Annotated in this window: 16 protein-coding genes; 2 read left to right on the top strand and 14 right to left on the bottom strand. The window is 62.6% G+C overall.

What is annotated here, in order from left to right:
* Positions 1–10 precede the first annotated feature (10 nt).
* The 8 genes from AC6I99_RS07550 to tdh form a co-directional block, all read right to left on the bottom strand.
* Positions 11–409: a hypothetical protein gene (locus tag AC6I99_RS07550; protein ID WP_497945512.1), complete on the bottom strand. Its 399-nt coding sequence runs from the start codon at positions 407–409 to the stop codon at positions 11–13.
* A gap of 18 nt (positions 410–427) precedes the next feature.
* Positions 428–2,404 (bottom strand): APC family permease, encoded by a 1,977-nt coding sequence (locus tag AC6I99_RS07545; RefSeq protein WP_224166918.1) that lies wholly within the window; start codon positions 2,402–2,404, stop codon positions 428–430.
* 154 nt (positions 2,405–2,558) lie between these two features.
* On the bottom strand, positions 2,559–3,242 hold the full coding sequence (locus AC6I99_RS07540; protein ID WP_224092072.1) for a response regulator: 684 nt from the start codon (positions 3,240–3,242) through the stop codon (positions 2,559–2,561).
* Positions 3,239–4,753, bottom strand: a complete 1,515-nt coding sequence (locus AC6I99_RS07535) for a sensor histidine kinase (protein WP_497945513.1) — start codon at positions 4,751–4,753, stop codon at positions 3,239–3,241. Before AC6I99_RS07535 ends, AC6I99_RS07540 begins: the two co-directional genes overlap by 4 nt.
* A 100-nt stretch (positions 4,754–4,853) precedes the next feature.
* Positions 4,854–6,092 (bottom strand): imidazolonepropionase, encoded by a 1,239-nt coding sequence (hutI, locus tag AC6I99_RS07530; protein ID WP_497945514.1) that lies wholly within the window; start codon positions 6,090–6,092, stop codon positions 4,854–4,856.
* 11 nt (positions 6,093–6,103) lie between these two features.
* A complete protein-coding gene (locus tag AC6I99_RS07525) occupies positions 6,104–7,201 on the bottom strand; it encodes an NAD(P)/FAD-dependent oxidoreductase (protein ID WP_497945515.1) in 1,098 nt (365 codons plus the stop codon).
* A 254-nt stretch (positions 7,202–7,455) separates the two neighbouring features.
* Positions 7,456–8,649 (bottom strand): glycine C-acetyltransferase, encoded by a 1,194-nt coding sequence (locus AC6I99_RS07520; RefSeq protein ID WP_309927737.1) that lies wholly within the window; start codon positions 8,647–8,649, stop codon positions 7,456–7,458.
* A 47-nt stretch (positions 8,650–8,696) separates the two neighbouring features.
* Entirely contained in the window at positions 8,697–9,743 is a 1,047-nt protein-coding gene (gene tdh, locus AC6I99_RS07515; protein WP_224092059.1) for an L-threonine 3-dehydrogenase, read from the bottom strand.
* A 107-nt stretch (positions 9,744–9,850) separates the two neighbouring features.
* On the opposite strand from tdh, the gene AC6I99_RS07510 reads away from it, so the two are divergent.
* Positions 9,851–10,780, top strand: coding sequence for a LysR family transcriptional regulator (locus AC6I99_RS07510; RefSeq protein ID WP_497945516.1), 930 nt, complete (start codon positions 9,851–9,853; stop codon positions 10,778–10,780).
* On the opposite strand, the gene AC6I99_RS07505 is transcribed toward AC6I99_RS07510, so the two are convergent.
* The 5 genes from AC6I99_RS07505 to AC6I99_RS07485 form a co-directional block, all read right to left on the bottom strand.
* Positions 10,777–11,961 (bottom strand): Gfo/Idh/MocA family protein, encoded by a 1,185-nt coding sequence (locus tag AC6I99_RS07505; RefSeq protein WP_309927734.1) that lies wholly within the window; start codon positions 11,959–11,961, stop codon positions 10,777–10,779. The genes AC6I99_RS07510 and AC6I99_RS07505 overlap by 4 nt on opposite strands.
* Before the next feature lie 28 nt (positions 11,962–11,989).
* The gene (locus AC6I99_RS07500; protein WP_497945517.1) at positions 11,990–13,042 is read right to left on the bottom strand and encodes a LacI family DNA-binding transcriptional regulator; all 1,053 of its coding nucleotides are present in this window, start codon (positions 13,040–13,042) and stop codon (positions 11,990–11,992) included.
* A 47-nt stretch (positions 13,043–13,089) separates the two neighbouring features.
* Positions 13,090–14,748 carry a type 2 periplasmic-binding domain-containing protein gene (locus AC6I99_RS07495; protein WP_497945518.1) on the bottom strand — a complete coding sequence of 553 codons (1,659 nt, stop codon included), beginning with the start codon at positions 14,746–14,748 and terminating at the stop codon, positions 13,090–13,092.
* Positions 14,749–14,817: 69 nt separating this feature from the next.
* A complete protein-coding gene (locus AC6I99_RS07490) occupies positions 14,818–15,741 on the bottom strand; it encodes a carbohydrate ABC transporter permease (protein WP_309927728.1) in 924 nt (307 codons plus the stop codon).
* A gap of 31 nt (positions 15,742–15,772) precedes the next feature.
* Complete coding sequence (locus tag AC6I99_RS07485; protein WP_497945519.1) at positions 15,773–16,798, bottom strand: ABC transporter permease; 1,026 nt, start codon at positions 16,796–16,798, stop codon at positions 15,773–15,775.
* Positions 16,799–17,010: 212 nt separating this feature from the next.
* Here AC6I99_RS07485 and AC6I99_RS07480 point away from each other — a divergent pair, with 212 nt between their 5' ends.
* The gene (locus AC6I99_RS07480) at positions 17,011–18,024 is read left to right on the top strand and encodes a formylglycine-generating enzyme family protein (RefSeq protein ID WP_309927725.1); all 1,014 of its coding nucleotides are present in this window, start codon (positions 17,011–17,013) and stop codon (positions 18,022–18,024) included.
* A gap of 63 nt (positions 18,025–18,087) precedes the next feature.
* Here the strand turns inward: AC6I99_RS07480 and arr are convergent, their stop codons facing one another.
* On the bottom strand, positions 18,088–18,498 hold the full coding sequence (arr, locus tag AC6I99_RS07475; protein WP_309927723.1) for an NAD(+)--rifampin ADP-ribosyltransferase: 411 nt from the start codon (positions 18,496–18,498) through the stop codon (positions 18,088–18,090).
* Positions 18,499–18,504 lie beyond the last annotated feature (6 nt).

Genomic DNA, 18,504 nt, shown 5'->3' with positions numbered 1-18,504 from the left:
TACGGTTCCTTTACGCCCCGCCCCCTTCACGCCGGAATGGTGTTCCAGCACGCGGGATGCCCGCGGCAACATTTGCAGCCTCCTCATAGCTGGAGGGTAACTTTTGGCGGAAGGCGGCATCAGCGTCCACACGGAGCACGTCGGCGGCCAGCACCCGTACGTGAACAAGCTCCTCGTAGGATTCGCTGCAGCCGAGGACGTCTCCACGAACGTTGGGTCCGTGAGAAGCCGGGTCAGAGGATACCTGGAAAATGATCCACCAGGTATCGCCGGCATTGTCCCTGAAGAGGTAGCCCCCCGGAGGGCGATACGCTGCTCCGTCTACACCGCGTCCTCCGTAACCCTCCACTGAGTCCGGCGGTGCAGCGAACCTCACTCCGCCGTCGGTATCGCCTTGATGCGGGCCCATGCGGGAACACCTCCTTGGTCAGCCGACGTGGACCCACGGGCGTTGGGTGACATCGGGCACTGCCTCACGCAGCACTTCCCTTGTGACGGGAGCGATTTCGCCCTCGCCCAGGAACAGGAAGCGCAGGAGATTGGTGAAAGGATTTCCTTCGGTCCACCGGAAGTAGATATGTGGCATGAGCCCGGTGACGTCCCGGATATGGAGCAGGACGGACGCGATCGTGTTAGGTACCACGGGGCCGTGGACCTCCAGGATCCGGTACCCGTGCCGCGTCACGCCGTGTACTTGTAGTTCCGTTTCGAAGTCAGATGAATCGTCGACGATCACTTCGAGGAAGATGGCTTGCTGTTCCAGCGGCAGATGGCTGACCTCGATCGCTGAAGTGAGCTTGTCCCGGTACGCTTCGGCGGTGAGCCGCAGCGGTTCGTGGGCGATGATTGCGATGGGGCCTTCGAGGGTGTCGGACATGAATTCCAGGGCCTGGCGATCCAGATGGACGCGTGTGGCGTGGAGTTCGAAGGAGCGGCGGATGCGCGAGAGCAGGGAAATCACGATGATGCCCAGAATGAAGACTCCGGCGATCCTGATGCCCTCGGGCCGTTCGAAGATATTGGCGATCGTGGTGTATGTGAACACCAGGGAGATGATGCCAAAGCCCATGGTGCGTTTTCGCTGCCTGCGCCGGCGTGCAGAGAGCGTGACGGCAACGGCTGCCGAGGTCATGAGCACAAGAACGCCGGTGGCGTAGGCGCCGCCCTGGGCATCGACGTCGGCTTCAAAGAGGAAGGTGATGAGGAAACCGATGAGGGTGAAGACGAGCACCAGGGGGCGGACGGCTTTGGCCCAGCCTGGGGCCATGCCGTATCGGGGCAGGTATCGCGGGACGAGGTTCAGCAGTCCGGCCATGGCGGAGGCTCCGGCGAACCACAGGATTGCGATGGTGCTGATGTCATAGATGCTGCCGAATCCCACGCCGAGGTACTCGTGGGCGAGGAAGGCCAGGGCGCGGCCGTTGGCTTGTCCGCCGGGTTGGAATTCCTGTTCCGGGATCAGTACGACGGTGATGAAACTGGTGGTGACCAGGAATCCGCTCATGATGACAGCTGCGGTGGTGAGCATTTTGCGGGTTCCGCGGATGCGGCCTTCGGGGTTTTCCTCTGTGTCGGTGTCGTCTCCGCGGACCTGGGGCATGACGGCGACGCCTGTTTCGAAGCCTGACAGGCCGAGGGCAAGTTTGGGAAAGACGAGCAGGGCGATTCCCACCACCATGACCGGGTCCCCGTGCGAGGTCCAGAGCGCGTTCCACCAGCCGCCCATGGCCACCGGGTGCGTGAATACCTGGGCGAGGGTTACGGCCACGACCACGGCATTCAGGCCCAGGTAAAGGACGACGAGGACGACGGCCACTCCGATGGCTTCCTTGAAACCTCGGAGGAAGACCGCAGCCAGCAGAGCCAGAAGGAAGAGCGTGACGAGGATGTTCTGGCCCTGCAACCAACCTGGGGCGACAGGGTTCTGGATCAGGTGTGCACTTGCGTCCGCGGCGGAGAGGGTCATGGTGATCATGAAGTCGGTGGCGGCGAATCCGAGCAGGATGAGGACGAAGAGCTTGCCGCCCCAGCGTGGCAGGAGGCGTTCAAGCATGGCAATGGAGCCTTCGCCGCGATGACTTTCCCGGGCCACGCGGCGGTAGACGGGCAGGGCGCCGAACAGGGTGACGACGATGAGCACCATGGTCGCCAATGGTGAGATCACACCGGCGGCCAGGGCCGCGATTGCCGGCTGGTAACCCAAGGTGGAGAAGTAATCGACGCCGGTCAGGCACATGACCTGCCACCACGGATGCTTCTTCTCATTGGCCGCAGTTAGTCCGCCGGGACCCTGGTGCGTGCCTTTGCTGTCCTGGAGCCCGAACAACAACCAGTTTTTCAGCGCGGCTTTGCCGCCCGGCTTGGGCGCCGACGGGTCAGCCGGGGGCCTGCTCAACGTGGTCATGGTTTCCCTTCCGCGCGGTCAATGCACCGCGGTCACAGCCGAAGCTAACACCGACAGAAGGCATTGAAACGGGATAGGCATTTCTATTTACGAATCATTTACGCCCCTCCGGAACGCCCCGGCTGTCCCTTAAAGACATGCCCGTCGCTGCCGGTTACGGCTCGAAGCGGTAACCCATTCCAGCCTCGGTGAGCAGATGCCTGGGACGGGCAGGGTCGGCTTCAAGTTTGCGTCGCAGCTGTCCCATATAGACGCGGAGGTAATGCGTTTCTCCGTCGTAACCCGGGCCCCAGATCCTGGCAAGCATCTGCTGCTGGGTGATGAGCCGTCCCGGGTTGCAGACCAGCAGTTGCAGGATGGCCCATTCCCGCGGGGTCAGCCGTACTGGTGAGCCATCGCGTGTCACTTTCTTCTTTTCGAGGTCCACTGCGAAGTCCCCGACGTCGACAATCACAACTTGTTCGCCGCCGTCGGACGTGCCCAGACGGCGTTCGGCCACGCGTAACCGTGCCAGTAGCTCATCCAGGCCAAACGGTTTCGTGACGTAGTCATCCGCGCCGGCATCCAAAGCGCGGACTTTGTCCACGGACCCTTGCCGGGCAGACAGGACAATGATCGGGGTACTGCTGGAACGGCGGATCGCAGTGATGACGTCAACGCCATTAATGTCCGGAAGTCCAAGATCCAGAACGATGAGGTCCGGGTGGTTGGCCGTGGCCTGCTGCAGAGCAGCGGTGCCGTCCAGTGCCGTGAGCACTTGATATCCCTCAGCACGCAGATTTACCTGCAAAGCGCGCAGCAGTTGGGGTTCGTCGTCTACGACGAGTACAGTCCTCATGGCTCCCTTCGTTCCGGGGTGCCGGGTGCGTGATGTGGGTTTCCGTCCCCGGTGGAAAGAGGAAGGCGGATGACAACGGTCAGTCCCCCTCCTGGTGTCGGTTCCGCCCTTAGTTGGCCGCCCATCGCTTCGGTAAATCCTTTCGCAACGGCCAGTCCGAGTCCTATTCCCAGGCCCGCCGGCGCGTCGTCCAGCCGCTGGAACGGCTCAAACATCGCGATCACATCCGCGGCGGCCACCCCCTGGCCGTGGTCCACAATCCTCAGTTCTCCACAGGGGCGTCCTTCAATCGTGGCAACCCCTGGCCTATTGGCTGGTCCATTGGCAGGTCCCACGATGGCGATATCCGAGCCCGCCGCGTATTTCAGGGCATTCTCGACGATATTGGCAATGACGCGTTCCAGCATGCCGAGGTCGGCATCAATGGCTGGCGTGTCAGGAGCCAGATCGATCCGGATCGCTCCTGCCGGCAGACCCCGCAGCGCATCTTCGATGGCATCACGCCAGGTCACCGAAGATGTGAGCGGGGCGGTGGATCCGCTGGAGATCCGCGACATGTCCAACAGATTGCCCACCAAGGAGTCAAGACGGTCCGCGTAGGAGTCAATGGTATGGAGCATCTCGTCCTGTACGTCTTCGGCAAGCCGTCCCTTCTGGCGCTGCAAGGCGGTCACGGCCAGCTTGATTCCGGCCAATGGTGTCCGCAAGTCGTGGCTGACGGCATTCAGAATGGACGTCCGTATGCTGTTGCCCTCAGCCATTTTCGTGGTCGCCTTCAGCCGGAGCTGGAGTGCATGACGTTGCCGGAGTAAAAGCAGGTGGGTCGCGTGTGCCGCCAGCAGCCGCCGCTCTCCGGCGGTGAGGGTCCTGCCGGAAACCACAAGGGCCGTCCCGGTATCTGCCATCTCGTACGCACCGCCGCCTGATTCAGCCGAGCCCGGAGGCTTTGGCTGCGGTTCACCCGACTGGGCCTGGAGTTCCCAGCCCTCGCCTGTTCCGGGGGTCCTGGTAAACAAGCCCACCGAGCGGACCTGGAAGGTCTCCCGGACCTTATCCAGAAATGCCGCAATGGTGTCGTTCTCGATCAGGGCGTCCCTCGCCAACTCCAACAGTGTCCCCGCTTCGGCACGGGCATGAATAGCCTCCTGGGCCCGCTTGGCCGAGAGGCCTACGACCAAGGACACAGCAATCCCCGCCCCCAAAAACACGAACAAGGCAAACAGAATCTGCGGGTCATTGATTCTGAAAGTTCCGACCGGTTCGGTCTCGAAATAATTCAGCAACAACGAGTCCAGAATCGCGGCCAGCACGGCAGGCCAGAGACCACCGATAAACGCCACCGCCATCACTCCGGTCAAATGCACCAGTACATGGGTGGCAAAGTTCAGATCCGGGGCAAAGGACATCACCGCCGTGGCCAGAACGGGGATGAGTACCGCCAAAATAAACCCCGCCGTGGTCCTGGCCCGGCCCAGCCCTCCTGAGCGTATCCGAAGAATTCCCCTTGCCATGTCCACAGTCTGTCAGCTGTGCCAGCGTTCTGGCTGAATGCTGGATCAGAAAGGGCGACGTCCCCACCGGAACGCCGCCCTACCTTGCTTTCAACCTGCCTCAGACGGCGCGAACGCCCGCCCGCCACACAGAATGCGTCAGGGGAATCCCTGGCCGGTACGCCAAGTGCGTTGCCGACGGCGCCTTCAGCATGTGAAGGTCCGCGCGATGACCGACGGCGAGCGAACCCACCGCCCGTTCGCCGTCGACGTCGTTCCCTGACTCCCGAGCCAACGCCAGCGCGCCGCCGTACGTCGCCGCCCGGACGGCTTCATGGACGCTGAGGTGCATCTGCAGGACCGCCGTGGTCACACAGAAGGCAATGGAACTCGTGTACGAAGTGCCGGGGTTGCAGTTGGCGGCCAGGGCGATCTGGACGCCCGCATCGATCAGCTCCCGGCCAGGCGCGAGCGGCTGTCGGGTGGACAAGTCACAGGCAGGCAGGCACGTTGCGACGGTCCCACGGACGCCACTGCCCGTAACCGGGTCCCAGCCCGCCCAGGTTCCCGCGAGCGCGTCAATGTCCTTGTCCGAAAGATAGTTCACGTGGTCCACGCTGGCGGCCGCGAACTCCACGGCCAACGCCACACCTGGCCCCTCACCCAGCTGGTTGCCATGCACGCGCAGTCCCAACCCGGCATCCCGGGCAGCCGTCAGGACCCGGCGCGACTGCTCCTCCGTGAAGGCACCGCGCTCGCAGAACACGTCCGCCCAGCGCACGTGCGGCCGGACGGCGTCGAGCATTTCACCGCAGACCAGGTCCGTATACTCCTCCGGATCGGAGCCGGCCGGCACCAGGTGCGCGCCGAGATAGGTGACCTCGTCCACCAGGGCCGCGGCGATGCGTGCACTCCGGGCTTCGTTCTCCACGTCCAAGCCGTAGCCGGTCTTGCTCTCAAGGTAAGTAGTTCCCTGCGAGACGGCTTCCTCCACCCGCTCCTGCACCAGGCGGGCGAGGTCGTCGTCGCTGACGCTGCGCGTGGCACCCGTGGTGACGGCAATCCCGCCGGCGCTATAGCTCTGCCCGGCCATCCGGGCCTCAAACTCGGCTGTGCGGTCACCGGCGAAAACGAGGTGGGAGTGCGAGTCGACCCAGCCGGGCAGGACGGCGCGGCCTTCGGCGTCGATCTTTGTATCGGCCACGGGAGCATCGTTGCTGGACCCGATCCAGGCAATGCGCTCGCCTTCGAACACGATCGCGGCGTCCTTGAGGACACGATGCTCCAGGTCCTGGGTCATCAGCTCGCCGATGTTGGTGATGAGAGTGCTGTTTTGTCCTGGACTGCTGATTCCGCTCATGTCCCTATTGTTCAGCGCCGGATGGACCAGCGGACGGCCGCAAGCTGCTCAGCTGTCCGGGATTCCGGACTGTCGGCCTCTACGTTTCCCAGGATGAGGTCTGCGGCAAGTTCAGCGATGGCCGAGGACGTCTGGAATCCATAGCCGCCCTGTCCTGCCAGCCAGAAGAAGCCCTTCGCTTCGGCGTCGAAACCAACCACGGGGATTCCGTCCGCGGCTTCCGTGCGCAACCCCGTCCACGCCCGGTCCACTGAACGGATGCCCAAGGATGTCAGTGAGTTGAGCCTGCTGATGAGTTTGTCCACATCGCCGGCATAGGGTTTGGCGTCTTCGGCACCGCTGGGCACGGTTTCCGACGGAGAGATGAGCACCTGGTCACCCTCGGCGCGGAAGTAGAACGAGTGATCGGCCGCAGCCACCATTGGCGTTTGCCGGGTCAGCGAATGCTCGACGTTCACAATCGCCGCAGTCCGCCGATACGGCTGCAATCCCAGCTTCTCCACACCGCTGATAACGGCCAACTCATCCGCCCACGCACCCGCGGCGTTAACCACGACGGCGGACTGGAAACCTTCCGTTCCGGCACCCACCTGCCAGCCGCTTCCGAGCCGCTGGGCCGAGTGAACGCGCGCACCGGTGATGATGTCGGCCCCGGCGGCCTCGGCCCTCGTCCGGTGATCTTCCAACAAGGCGGGTGCATCGCAACCAAACGAGCCATTGTCCAATCCTGCCGCCGTGAACGAGTCCGGCTTCAGGACCGGGCAGAGCTGCATGGCTTCTGCATGGGTGATTGTGTGCATGTTGCCGCTGGCCTCTGCCTGGACAGTTTCCTCATCGCCCACCAGCATGAAGCCGCGCGGGGTAAGGACGGGCTCAGGAAGTTCGGCGTCGCGCGCCCTCATCATCTCCAAGGTCCGGACAGTCAACTCCTGCACCACGGGCGGACCGTAGCTTGGGATCAACTGGCGGGCCGACCTCGAAGAAGTATGGAAGGCCAACGACTGCTCCGCCTCCACCAGTGCAACCGTGCACTTCCCTGCGAGCGCGGACGCCAGGGAAAGCCCCGCAATGCCGCCGCCAACGATTACCACGTCATAATTCGAAGCCATGGCTCCATCCTGTCAGAAGGCATGACGGGTGCCCAGATCGATGCGCTCTCACATCCAACCCCCAAACGGCCCGATCTTCTCTCACATCCAACCCCCAAACGGCCCGATCTTCTCTCACATCCACCCCCAAACGGCCCGATCTTCTCTCCCTTGCCTCAAGAAAGTGAGTGAACATCCGCCGGGAGCCCGCAGGATGTGAGAGCGGATCCGGTCAAAAGGGGCAGGATGTGAGAGAACATCGGGGGCAGGGCAGCTTACGCAACCGCTGCGCGACTCTTCACGAACGCCTGAACGCAAGCTTCGACGTCGTCCGCGCTGTGTGCGGCGGAAAGCTGGACGCGGATGCGGGCCGCTCCCTTCGGCACCACCGGGTAGCTGAAGGCGGTGACGAACACACCGTGACCGAGCATCTCGTCGGCCACCTTTGCGGCCACGACGGCGTCACCGAACATCACGGGAATGATGGCGTGTTCGCCGTCGAGCAGCTCGAAGCCTTCCTCGCTCATGCGGCGACGGAAGAGGGCAGCGTTCTCGAACAGGCGGGTGCGGAGTTCACCGGATTCCTGCACGAGCTCGATCGCCTTGATGGTGGCGGCCACGATGGCGGGCGCCAGGGAGTTGGAGAACAGGTAGGGGCGGGCCTTCTGGCGCAGCATCGCTACGATCTCGCCACGGCCGGAAACGTAACCGCCGGAGGCGCCACCGAGGGCCTTGCCGAAGGTACCCGTGAAGATGTCGACGCGGTGGGAAACACCCGCATGCTCAGGAGTGCCGGCACCCGTAGGGCCCATAAAGCCGACGGCGTGGGAATCGTCCACCATCACAAGGGCATCGTGCTTTTCGGCGAGGTCACAGATGGCTTCAAGCGGCGCGAGGTAGCCGTCCATGGAGAACACACCATCGGTAACGATGATCTTTCGACGGGACCCCTCGGCCTCAACGAGCTTGGCCTCAAGGTCAGCCATGTCCTGGTTGGCATAGCGGAAGCGCTTGGCCTTGCTTAGGCGAATGCCGTCGATGATGGATGCGTGGTTGAGGGAGTCCGAGATGATCGCGTCTTCAGGGCCGAAGAGTGACTCGAACACGCCGCCGTTGGCATCGAAGCAGCTGGAGAACAGAATCGTGTCCTCGGTGCCCAAAAACGCCGAGACACGCGCCTCGAGTTCCAGGTGAAGATCCTGGGTGCCGCAAATGAAGCGCACAGAGGCCATGCCAAAGCCGCGCTCGTCCATCGCGGACTTGGCTGCAGCGATGATGTCAGGGTGGTCGGCAAGGCCAAGGTAGTTGTTGGCGCAGAAGTTCAGCACGGTGTTGGCTGGCTGGCCGAGTTGGCCTGCGGCGATGTGGCTGGCCTGCGGGGAATCGATGTGGCGTTCGGTCTTGAAGAGGCCCGCGCTGCGGATCTCGTCGAGTTCGCCTTGGAGTTGGTTTTTGATGGCTGAGTACATGGGGTGCTCCTGAGTACGTCGGGAAGGGTTCGGTGGCGGCAGCGGGGTTACAGTTCGGTCCAGTCGAGGACCACTTTGCCGCCGGTGCCGGCGCGGGCGATCTCGAAGCCCTTTTCCCAGTCGGCTGCGGACAGCTTGTCGGTGACGACTGCGGAGATGTTCCGGTGCAACACGGGGTTGGAAGAAAGCATGGCGCTCATCGCGTACCAGGTCTCGAACATCTCGCGGCCATAAATGCCCTTGAGCGTGAGCATGTGGGTGACCACCTTGCCCCAGTCGATGTCGATGGACTGGCTGGGAAGTCCCAGCATGGCGATCCGCCCGCCGTGGTTCATGTTGTCGATCATCTCAGGCAGGGCGGTGGGGTGTCCGGACATTTCCAGGCCGATATCGAATCCTTCGCGCATACCCAGCTCCCGCTGTGCATCGCGGACGCGCATCCTGGAAACGTCGACGGCGAGGTCAACACCCATTTGACGGGCCAGTTCCAAGCGCGGAGCGGATACGTCAGTGATGGCGATCTTGCGGGCGCCTGCGTGGCGGGCGACGGCGATGGCCATCAGCCCGATGGGTCCCGCACCGGTAATGAGGACGTCTTCGCCCACCAAGGGGAAGCTAAGCGCGGTGTGGACGGCATTGCCGAAGGGGTCAAAGATGGCGCCGAGTTCCGGCGTGACGGATTCGTCGTGGTGGACCCAGACGTTGGTCTCCGGAATAACCACATATTCGGCGAAAGCACCATCGCGCTGCACTCCAACGGAGACGGTGTGGATGCACATCTGGCGGCGCCCTGCACGGCAGTTGCGGCAGATTCCGCAGACGACGTGGCCTTCGCCGGAAACGCGGTCCCCTACTTTGACGTCACGGACGTCCTCGCCGACTTCCACCACTTCACCGTAGAACTCGTGGCCCGCGATGAGCGGCGTTTCGATGATGCTTTGAGCCCAGGCATCCCAGCTCTGGATGTGGAGGTCGGTACCGCAGATGCCCGTGGTCATGACACGGATCTTGACGTCGCTGGGTCCCGTTTCGGGCTCGGGGCGGTCAACGAGTTCGAACCCTGCGTGTGGTCCGGATTTGTAGAGAGCCTTCATGGGATTCCTCACTGCTGGGGCTGCTTCGCTGCTGCTGACTCCATTAGAGCGCCGCCAACGATTTAGCACAACTAGATTCTTCTCAATCAACGATTTAGGATTTACTAATGGAAATACATCAGTTGCAGATGCTCCGTGAACTCGGTGACCTCGGGAGTGTAAAAGCTGTGGCTGAGACTCTTATGGTCACCCCATCGGCCGTTTCGCAACAGCTCGCACTCCTGCAGAAATCGGTGGACGTTCCGCTGACTCGCAAGGAGGGACGCGCCCTGGTGCTGACCGACGCCGGAAAGGTCCTCGCCGAGGCCGGGGCCGCCGTCGTGAACGCCATGGCGGATGCGCGGGCGGCGATCGGCGCCTATCACGACGCTCCCGACGCGCCTGTGAGCGTCAGCGCCTTCCACAGCGCGGGGCAAGCGCTGTTTGCGCCGTTGGCAGCGCTGTTGGCGTCCGACGGCGGAAGGTCGCCAAGGCTTCGACTCTCGGATGAGGATGTGGCGCAGGAAGATTTCCCGGGGCTGGTTGCACGCTACGACCTCGTCCTGGCACACAGGATGGACAACAGCCCGCCCTGGCCCGAAGACAAAGTGGCCGTGATCCCGCTGGCGGACGAGCCCCTGGACGTCGCCCTGCCCGCGGACCACCCGCTGGCAGCCCGGCGCGAACTGAAGCCGTCCGACGTCGTGGGTGAAACCTGGGTGACCAGCCGCGACGGCTACTCCCCCGCGGACGTGCTCGCCGCCGTCGTTGCCGTGAGTGGACGGCCCGCCGAAGTGCTGCACCGCATCAACGACTACTCAACTGTCGCCGCGCTTGTTGCGGCGGGCGGCGCGATCGGACTCCTGCCAAGGTTCACGGCACGGCGCGTCCTGGATGCCGGCGTTGTGCTGCGGCCCCTTTCCGGCGTGAACTCGGTGCGGAAAATCGACATCCTCGCACGCCCGGAAACGCTGAAACGGAAATCGGTCATGACGGTTTGCGAGTCACTTCAAACCGTCATGACCGAACTTATCGAGCTATCCAGCCCCGCTGGCTAGTCGCGGACCAAGGCGGGTTGGCCGGCGTCGAAGTATGCCACGAGCCCGGCAGGCAGGGCAGGGACTTCCCGCGCGCAGCCGTCGCCGCGCAGCGATTCGGTGGCGAGGATGCCAGCCGCCACTGCTTGCCGTGCAGCCACCGGGCTGGTTTGCGTGGGGCCGCCCTGGGAGGCGAAGCGCAGGAATTCCTCAATCAGGCGCGGGTCTGCGCCCCCATGGCCTCCGTCACCGTCCTGGATCGTGTGCACCTCGTCCGGTGGAGCGTAGCCGGAAGTCCGGCTGGTCCAGACGTTGATGGTCTGCCCTGGACCGTCGCCAAAGTTCTCGATTCTGCCTTTGGTGCCGATGATCGTGTAGTTGCGCCAGTAATCGGGTGTGAAGTGGCACTGCTGGTAGGAGGCCAGCACACCGTTGTCCAGGACCATGTTCATCATGGAAATGTCCTCGACGTCGATCACCTCCGCCAGATCCTTCTGCTCCGTGGGGGGCCAGTTTTCCACGGAGAACCATTCGCCCATGCGCTTGCCGGAATTGTTACTGCGCTTGCTGACGTTGCCATAGACCGCAAGATCGCCGACGGCGGCAACCCGCTTGGTGTACCCGCCGGCAAGCCAGTGGATCACGTCGATATCGTGCGCGCCCTTTTGGAGGAGCAACGAGGTGACATTGGCGCGCTGGGCATGCCAGTCCTTGAAGTAGTAGTCCCCACCATCGCCAACAAAGTGCCGGCACCAGACGGCCTTGACCTCACCGATCCTGCCCTCCTGGATGATGTGGCGCATCTGTACTACAACCGGCATGTGCCGCATGTTGTGCCCAACGTAGAGGCGCGTTCCGGTCTCGTACGCCGTCTTCAGGATCAGGTCCGCTGCCTCCAAAGTGATATCCAGCGGCTTTTCGCAGAAGGTCGCAATGCCGGCCTTAAGCGTACGGACCGCGACGGCGGCATGCTGGTTATCGGGCGTTAACACCAGGACGGCGTCCAGGTCGCTGGCGAGCACTTCTTCGAGGTCGCTGGTTATGCGTGCCGAGGGAATGGCCGCCGCGGCATCCGCCCGTCCCCTCTCGCTCACGTCGCAGACGATGGTGACTTCAGAGCCCTTGCCCGGCTTGTGGGCGTGTCTCCACAACCCGGAGCGCAGACCGAAACCCACGATGCCGACCTTCAAATCCTTTTCCATGAGGTGCAATTTCCTTCTGCTGGTTCGTCTAATAATGTCTGGTTGCGGAGCTGCGGTGAGGTGCCGATTCGCGCACGAACAAGTGCCATGGGAAGTCCAGGACCGCAGGCTCACGCCTGGCGTCAGGCGCAGCGGGTGACGTTGCCCTCTGCAAAAGAAGCCTGGCAAGCTTGCCGAAGAAATCCACGGGGCCCACCGTGCTGAGCGACGGCGACATCCGCTCCCCCTCCACCGTGTTGCCCACACCGATGATGTCCACGTCCACACCAACGGCGAGCCCGATCCGTTGAGCCGCATTGATGGCTGCGACGGCGGCGAAGTCCGTGGTGGCGTAGATGGCAGTAGGCCGGTCCGGCAGGCTGAGCAGCCGCGTTGTGGCAGCATACGCACCGGCAGATGTGCCATCGAAGAGGCCCACATAATCCTCGTTATCCGGGATGCCCGCTTCCGCCAAGGCATCTGCGTAGGCCCGGAAGCGGGTGCCGCCAGGGGCGCCGGCGGCCGTGGCCGGGGTGAGGCAGGCGATCCGCCGGTGGCCGTGGAGGAGGTGCTTTACGGCCATGCGGCAACCCGGGCCCGCAATGGACCTGATGACGTCAAAGCCATCGGGTTCAAGCCCTTCGTCGAAAACCACCAGCGTGGTCCCATGCTCCGCGAGCTTCCGCAAGGCATCCCGCTGGTCGGGACGGACTGCATCCACGAAGACGGCATCGGCGTTATGGGTGCCAAGGACCTTCACCCAGTCGGCGTCGCCGAGGATCATCGGCGTGATTCCCAAGGGAGCTGCCGCCTTTTGCACCGCCTCGATGACGGATAACGACCAAGGATCGGAGAGCATCGTCAATGACAGGATGACGGTGTTCGTCCGCCCTGTCCGGATAGCCCGGGCAGCCTGGTTGGGGCGGTAGCCCAGGCGCTCCGCAACAGCCTTGACCTTCTCCGCCGTCGGGTCCGAAACTCCGGGTCCCGCATCACCGCGGCGACCCGACAACACATAGGAAACCGTGGCCGTGGAAACGCCCGCGAGTTCGGCCACCATACGGATGGTGGGCCGCACGCCTGTGTTACCCGCTTTTGCCATGAGTTCCCCCTGCTTGTTCGTTTCTGATGCCGTCTTGTTTTTTGAGGCTAACTCCTGAATACGGGAGCAGCGGGATCCAACGCGGCCTGGTATTCGTCGCGCATCTTGTCACCACCTTCGCTCTTCCAGCGCTTCACCGCATCCTTGAGTTCATCGATCCTGGCCCGTCCGGTGATGATGTCCACCACCTTGTCGCGGAGCTGTTTGGTGATCTTCGCCCCCACCTTGGCGTTCGTATCCGAGTAGGAACCATTGGTGGGGTTGCGCCATGCGAGCTCCAGCAATTTTTCTTCCTGCTGGCTGACATAGCGGGTGTCGTCGTCGAATCCCGGATTGAAAATGACGTTCTCCGGGCTGGACATGATGTTCAACGCAGAAACCAAACCGGGGGCATTGGTGGTTCCAGTCTCCGTACGCACGGGGTTGCCCGAGCCGTCCAGTGTGTAGTCCTGGCCGAGCTCGCCGAAGTTCTTCTGCATGTACTCCACCGTGCCGAAAGGTGCCGACAGGTAATTGATGAGGGCCAGGAGTTCACGGATCTTGCCTTCCCCGGCCTTCTTGAACGGCGTGAAACCCACCGTCCCATAGCCCATGTCGTAGGTTGGCTTGACCTTCCCGTCGGCGCTGAACGGAATAAGGATGTCGAACTTTGCGCTCTTGTTCAGTGCCCGGTAGCTACGGAGGTCATGGGGACCCACCACCACCTGTGCCGCCACACTGCCATTGGCAACCCGGGAACGAATGTCCGTGGCCTTGGAATCCGGGTAGAAAACGCCGGCTGCGAACATCCTGGCCGTGAATTCAACGCCGGCCATGTACTCGTCCGTTTCGTACAAATGCGTTAGTGTGCGGTCCTTGTTGACGGCCCAGCTGTTCGGAGCGCCAAACCACTCGGTAACCATGTGCAAGGCATTGATATAGGCCGGCTCAAGGGCATACTTCTGATCGCCTGGACGCGTCAGCTCCTTTGCCTTGTCCAGGAACTCGTCCGCGCTCGCGGCCTCAAAACCACCTACTTGCGCCCATACGTCGTGGTTGCCCAGGTAAACCTGGCCGAACGGGGTGCTCGGGATGGGCGCTCCCCAGATCTTGCCGTTCACGACGGCGGTCTTCCAGGAATCGGGCTTGAGCGCCGCGAGGTTGGGGTACTCAAGCACTGCGTCACCGGAGAGGTAGGGCGTCAGGTCCTGGAACTTCGCCTCGAGCATGGGGCCAACATTGGGAATTCCCTGGTTCGGTGGCACCCACATCATGTCCGGCAGCTCATTGCTGGCCAGGACGGTGGCGAACTTGGCCGGATAGCCGTCTCCGATGTCCTCGGCAATCTGCAGTTCCAGGTCGCCGCCGAGCTTGGCGTTGAGCCGTTGCCAGAAGGGGTTGTCCTTCAGACCGGGACTCATGGTGTCGAAGGTTTCCGTCAGACCGGTCACCTTGCCCTTAAGCGGCGGAGCCTTCACCGACTGCACGGCGGTGGGCAGCTTGAAGTATCCGGCTTGCAGGCCTTTGGCGTTGCCGGCAAGGTCTGGAGTCACGCCGGTGAATTCCTTGTAGGTGGGCAGCTTGACCGAAGCGGAGGCTGCGGCGCCTCCAGTGCCTGCGGCTCCGCCACCACCGCAGGCGGACAAGCCGACGGCGGTCACGGCCAGGCCCGCGAGGCCAAGGAAACCGCGGCGGCTGAATCCAGCCTGTGAGGTAGTGCTCGTCATGGCATAAGCCTTTCTGGTTGTTTGCTGGTAGTTGATGCTGTGCTAGTTGCAGGCGTGCCGTGGGAACGGCTAACCCTTCACGGCGCCGGTGATGACGCCCTTGGCGAAGTGCTTTTGAAGGAACGGGTAAACCATCAGGATGGGAACCAGGGCCACCACTACTACGGCCATCTGGATGGATTGCGGAGGCGGTGTGGTGGTAATTCCGAGCTGGTCTGCCGCCCCGCTGCCCTGTACTACGAAGTTGCGGAGCAGCAACTGGATGGGCCATTTACTGTGGTCATTGATGTAGAGCAGTGCGTTGAAGAACGAGTTCCAGAATCCAACGGCATAGAACAAGCCGACGACGGCGATGACGGCCTTGGACAGTGGCATGACGATCCGCCAGAGGATCTGCCAGTCGTTGGCGCCATCGATCCTGGCGCTTTCGATCAATTCGCCCGGGATGTTCATGAAGAACGAGCGCATCACCACGAAGTTGAAGGCGCCAAATATGCCCGGGAGGATCAGCGACCACAGGGAATCCAGCAGCCCCAGCTGTCGAATCATGAGGAAGGACGGGATGAGGCCCGGCGCGAACAACAGCGTGAACAACACCGCAAGCACCACGGGGCGGCCGAAGAGGACTGACCGGCTGGTGGCGTATGCCATGGTGATGGTGACGAACAGCGCCAGGATGGTGCCCACGGCGGTGATGAGCATGCTCACCCCCAGGGATTGCAGGACCATGGGGCCTTTGAAGATCGTGGCGTAAGCCTCCAAGGTGGGACGTTCCGGCCAGAGCACGAATCCGCCGGCCTGTACGAGTTGTTCGGTGTCCGCCAGGGACGTGGACACCACCAGGAGGATCGGGGTCAGGATCGACAGGCTGAAAAGGACCAGGACCACGGCCTTTACCGTTTGGTACAGAGGAGAAGGGCGTTCCTTCCAGACGGGTCGTTTAGGGCTGTAGCTCAATTCCCGCGGTTTCCTCGTGAAAAATGTTGTTGCCATAGGGTTCTCCTTGTGCAGCAGCCGCGTGGGCTCAGCGTGCTTGCTTTGCAAAAATTCCGTCTTCGCCGAAGCGGTGGGCAAGTTTGTTGGCGCCGTAGATCAGCAGGGCACTGACCACACCCTTCGCCAGGCCCGCTGCGGCACCTGAACTCCAGCCGCCACCGACCACGCCCGTGTAGTAGGTAAAGGTGTCCAGCACTTCCGCTGCCCCGGCACCCACGGCATCGCGTTGGAGGATGAACTGCTCAAAACCGACAGAGAGAATGTCGCCAATGCGCAGGATCAGGAGGAGCACGATCACCGGCCTTAGCCCAGGCAGGGTGATGTGCCACATCCGGAGCCAACGTCCCGCGCCGTCAGCGGCCGCTGCCTCATACAAGGAGGCGTCGATGCTTGCCAGGGCGGCGAGGAAAATAATCATGGCCCAGCCGGCGTCCTTCCAGATCATCTGGACAACCACCATCAGGGGGAAGGTTTCTGGATTGGTCATGAACGGAATCGGATCCATGCCCATATCGCGGAGCAGGTTATTGACGAAGCCCGCACCGCCCAACATCTGCTGGAAGAATGCGATCACCAGGACCCAGGACAGGAAGTGGGGCAGGTAGGCAATGCTCTGGAAAATCCTGCGGATCCGCGTGCTGATCAGAGAATCAACAATCAGTGCAAGCACCAACGGCACCGGGAAAAGGAAAACCAATTGCCACGCCGCCAGGTAGAGCGTGTTCCAGAAGGCATGGATGAAGTCGGGATTGCCGAACAGGTCCACGAAGTTCTGCCAGCCAACAAAGAGGCTGTCCCCGATGCCGAGGTAGGGCTGGTAGTCCTGGAACGCGATGACGTTGCCCAGGATGGGGATATAGAAGAACAGCAGCAGGAAAACGATGCCCGGGAACATCATCAGGAGCATCTGCTTGTCGCGCCTGAGCCTTGAACGGAAGCTTTGCTGGGGTGCCCTGTTGCCCTTGCGCCTCCCCGTGCCGGATTTTCCCGGCAATGGCTCCGGGACGCGGCGCGCTTCCGGCAAAGCCGGAGCTTGTTGCGTCGTCGAGTTCATGCTGTCTCCTCAGTGCTGGGGCAAGGGTTATCAGTGTTGATTGAAGAGTGTGATTCAAAACACTCTCGTTAACCGTTTAACAAACGATAAACGACGACCATCATGTTTGCAAGATCATGATTGAAACTGAGGATAGAAATCAATTTTGATCATTCTTGGCGGTGTGGCCCACCCCACTAAGATTGATGGAGAACCGCAGAGGGAAGGCTGACATGGCAGATTGCTGCAGCCCGGGCGCCGGCGCCCGGGAACACACCACACCCGGACTGACGCTCCCACTACGCGCGGCGGGCGGACACCGGAACCCGACCACCGGCGTCGTACGTTCGGGCCACGACGCCGCGGCAGCGGGTCATGGCGACGTCCAGATCCCGTCCGGGACCTTCGCCATGGGCGATCCTTTCGGTGAAGGCTACGACGGAGACGGCGAGACTCCAGTCCACGAAGTGTCCGTTTCCGGATTCACCATCAGCGCCACCGCGGTCACAAACACGGAGTTTGCGGCGTTCGTGGATGCCACAGGGCACCGCACGGAGTCTGAAGAGTTCGGGACCTCTGCCGTGTTCCATCTTGCAGTCAAGGCCGAGCCGCACGACATCCTGAACAGAGTCAACAACGTCCCTTGGTGGCTCAATGTCCGTGGCGCCGACTGGGCCCACCCGGCCGGACCCCTCTCCCACTGGAAGGACATCCCTGACCATCCAGTGACGCACGTGTCCTTCAACGACGCCTTGGCCTACTGCGCATGGGCTGGCCGACGACTGCCCACCGAAGCGGAATGGGAGTATGCGGCCCGGGGCGGCGCGGCCGGGCAGCGCTATCCATGGGGCAACGAACTTCACCATGACAGCGCCGAAGGCAGCGCCCGGCACAACTGCAACATCTGGCAGGGCGAGTTCCCCGTGCGTAACGACGTCGAGGACGGCTACCTCACTACAGCGCCGGCCAGGTCCTTCGCCCCCAACGGCTATGGGCTCTACCAGACCAGCGGCAACGTCTGGGAATGGTGCAACGATTGGTTCCTGCCCAAGTACTACAAGACGTGCCTGAGCGCCGGAACCGTAAACGACCCGCAAGGCCCAACAATTGGCCGCGGAAGGGTCATGCGCGGCGGCTCATACCTATGCCACGACTCCTACTGCAACCGTTACCGGCTGGCCGCGCGGAGTTCCAACACGCCTGACTCGGCCAGCGCCAACCTCGGATTCAGGACCGTAGCGCTCTAAAGCCCCCGGTCAGGCGAGGGTCCCCGGTCCGGCGAGGGTCCCTGGATCCGGCAGAGATCTCAGTCAGTTGATGATTTCGCCGCGCTCGTCAGCCAGAATTGCTGCCAGGCGTTCTCTCCACGCCCGCAGCGCCCCGGGCTCCAGTCGCGTCCAATCGGTGACTTCGCCGAGGACCCTGAGCGGGGCCGCGCTGCGGTATGACCGGGTGGGATTGCCTGGGAATTTCTTGTCCGTCACGTTGGGATCGTCCTCGAATGCGCCGGTCGGCTCGACGACGTAAACGCGCGGCTCCGTGTCCCCGGCCGCGAGTTCGGCAGCCAGTCCCGCGCCATCCCGGAGAGCTGTGAAGTAGATGTGGTTCATCACGACCTCGGGACGGTAATTCGACCTGAAGCCCGCGCTCAGGAGATCACCTTCCCGAAGGTCGGCCTTCGTGCCATGAAAGAACGGACCCTCGTCCAACGGTGGATTCACAGTTAC

The organism is Arthrobacter sp. TmtSoilC77 (assembly GCF_059739415.1).
The sequence above is the reverse complement of the archived record's forward strand: the minus strand, read 5'-3'. Positions and strand labels throughout refer to the sequence as shown.

Excerpts from the sequence above, each read along its gene's own strand:
- AC6I99_RS07550 (WP_497945512.1), bottom strand. The coding sequence starts at position 409 with ATGGGCCCGCATCAAGGCGATACCGACGGCGGAGTGAGGTTCGCTGCA.
- AC6I99_RS07545 (WP_224166918.1), bottom strand. The coding sequence starts at position 2,404 with ATGACCACGTTGAGCAGGCCCCCGGCTGACCCGTCGGCGCCCAAGCCG.
- AC6I99_RS07540 (WP_224092072.1), bottom strand. The coding sequence starts at position 3,242 with ATGAGGACTGTACTCGTCGTAGACGACGAACCCCAACTGCTGCGCGCT.
- AC6I99_RS07535 (WP_497945513.1), bottom strand. The coding sequence starts at position 4,753 with ATGGCAAGGGGAATTCTTCGGATACGCTCAGGAGGGCTGGGCCGGGCC.
- hutI (WP_497945514.1), bottom strand. The coding sequence starts at position 6,092 with ATGAGCGGAATCAGCAGTCCAGGACAAAACAGCACTCTCATCACCAAC.
- AC6I99_RS07525 (WP_497945515.1), bottom strand. The coding sequence starts at position 7,201 with ATGGCTTCGAATTATGACGTGGTAATCGTTGGCGGCGGCATTGCGGGG.
- AC6I99_RS07520 (WP_309927737.1), bottom strand. The coding sequence starts at position 8,649 with ATGTACTCAGCCATCAAAAACCAACTCCAAGGCGAACTCGACGAGATC.
- tdh (WP_224092059.1), bottom strand. The coding sequence starts at position 9,743 with ATGAAGGCTCTCTACAAATCCGGACCACACGCAGGGTTCGAACTCGTT.
- AC6I99_RS07510 (WP_497945516.1), top strand. The coding sequence starts at position 9,851 with ATGGAAATACATCAGTTGCAGATGCTCCGTGAACTCGGTGACCTCGGG.
- AC6I99_RS07505 (WP_309927734.1), bottom strand. The coding sequence starts at position 11,961 with ATGGAAAAGGATTTGAAGGTCGGCATCGTGGGTTTCGGTCTGCGCTCC.
- AC6I99_RS07500 (WP_497945517.1), bottom strand. The coding sequence starts at position 13,042 with ATGGCAAAAGCGGGTAACACAGGCGTGCGGCCCACCATCCGTATGGTG.
- AC6I99_RS07495 (WP_497945518.1), bottom strand. The coding sequence starts at position 14,748 with ATGACGAGCACTACCTCACAGGCTGGATTCAGCCGCCGCGGTTTCCTT.
- AC6I99_RS07490 (WP_309927728.1), bottom strand. The coding sequence starts at position 15,741 with ATGGCAACAACATTTTTCACGAGGAAACCGCGGGAATTGAGCTACAGC.
- AC6I99_RS07485 (WP_497945519.1), bottom strand. The coding sequence starts at position 16,798 with ATGAACTCGACGACGCAACAAGCTCCGGCTTTGCCGGAAGCGCGCCGC.
- AC6I99_RS07480 (WP_309927725.1), top strand. The coding sequence starts at position 17,011 with ATGGCAGATTGCTGCAGCCCGGGCGCCGGCGCCCGGGAACACACCACA.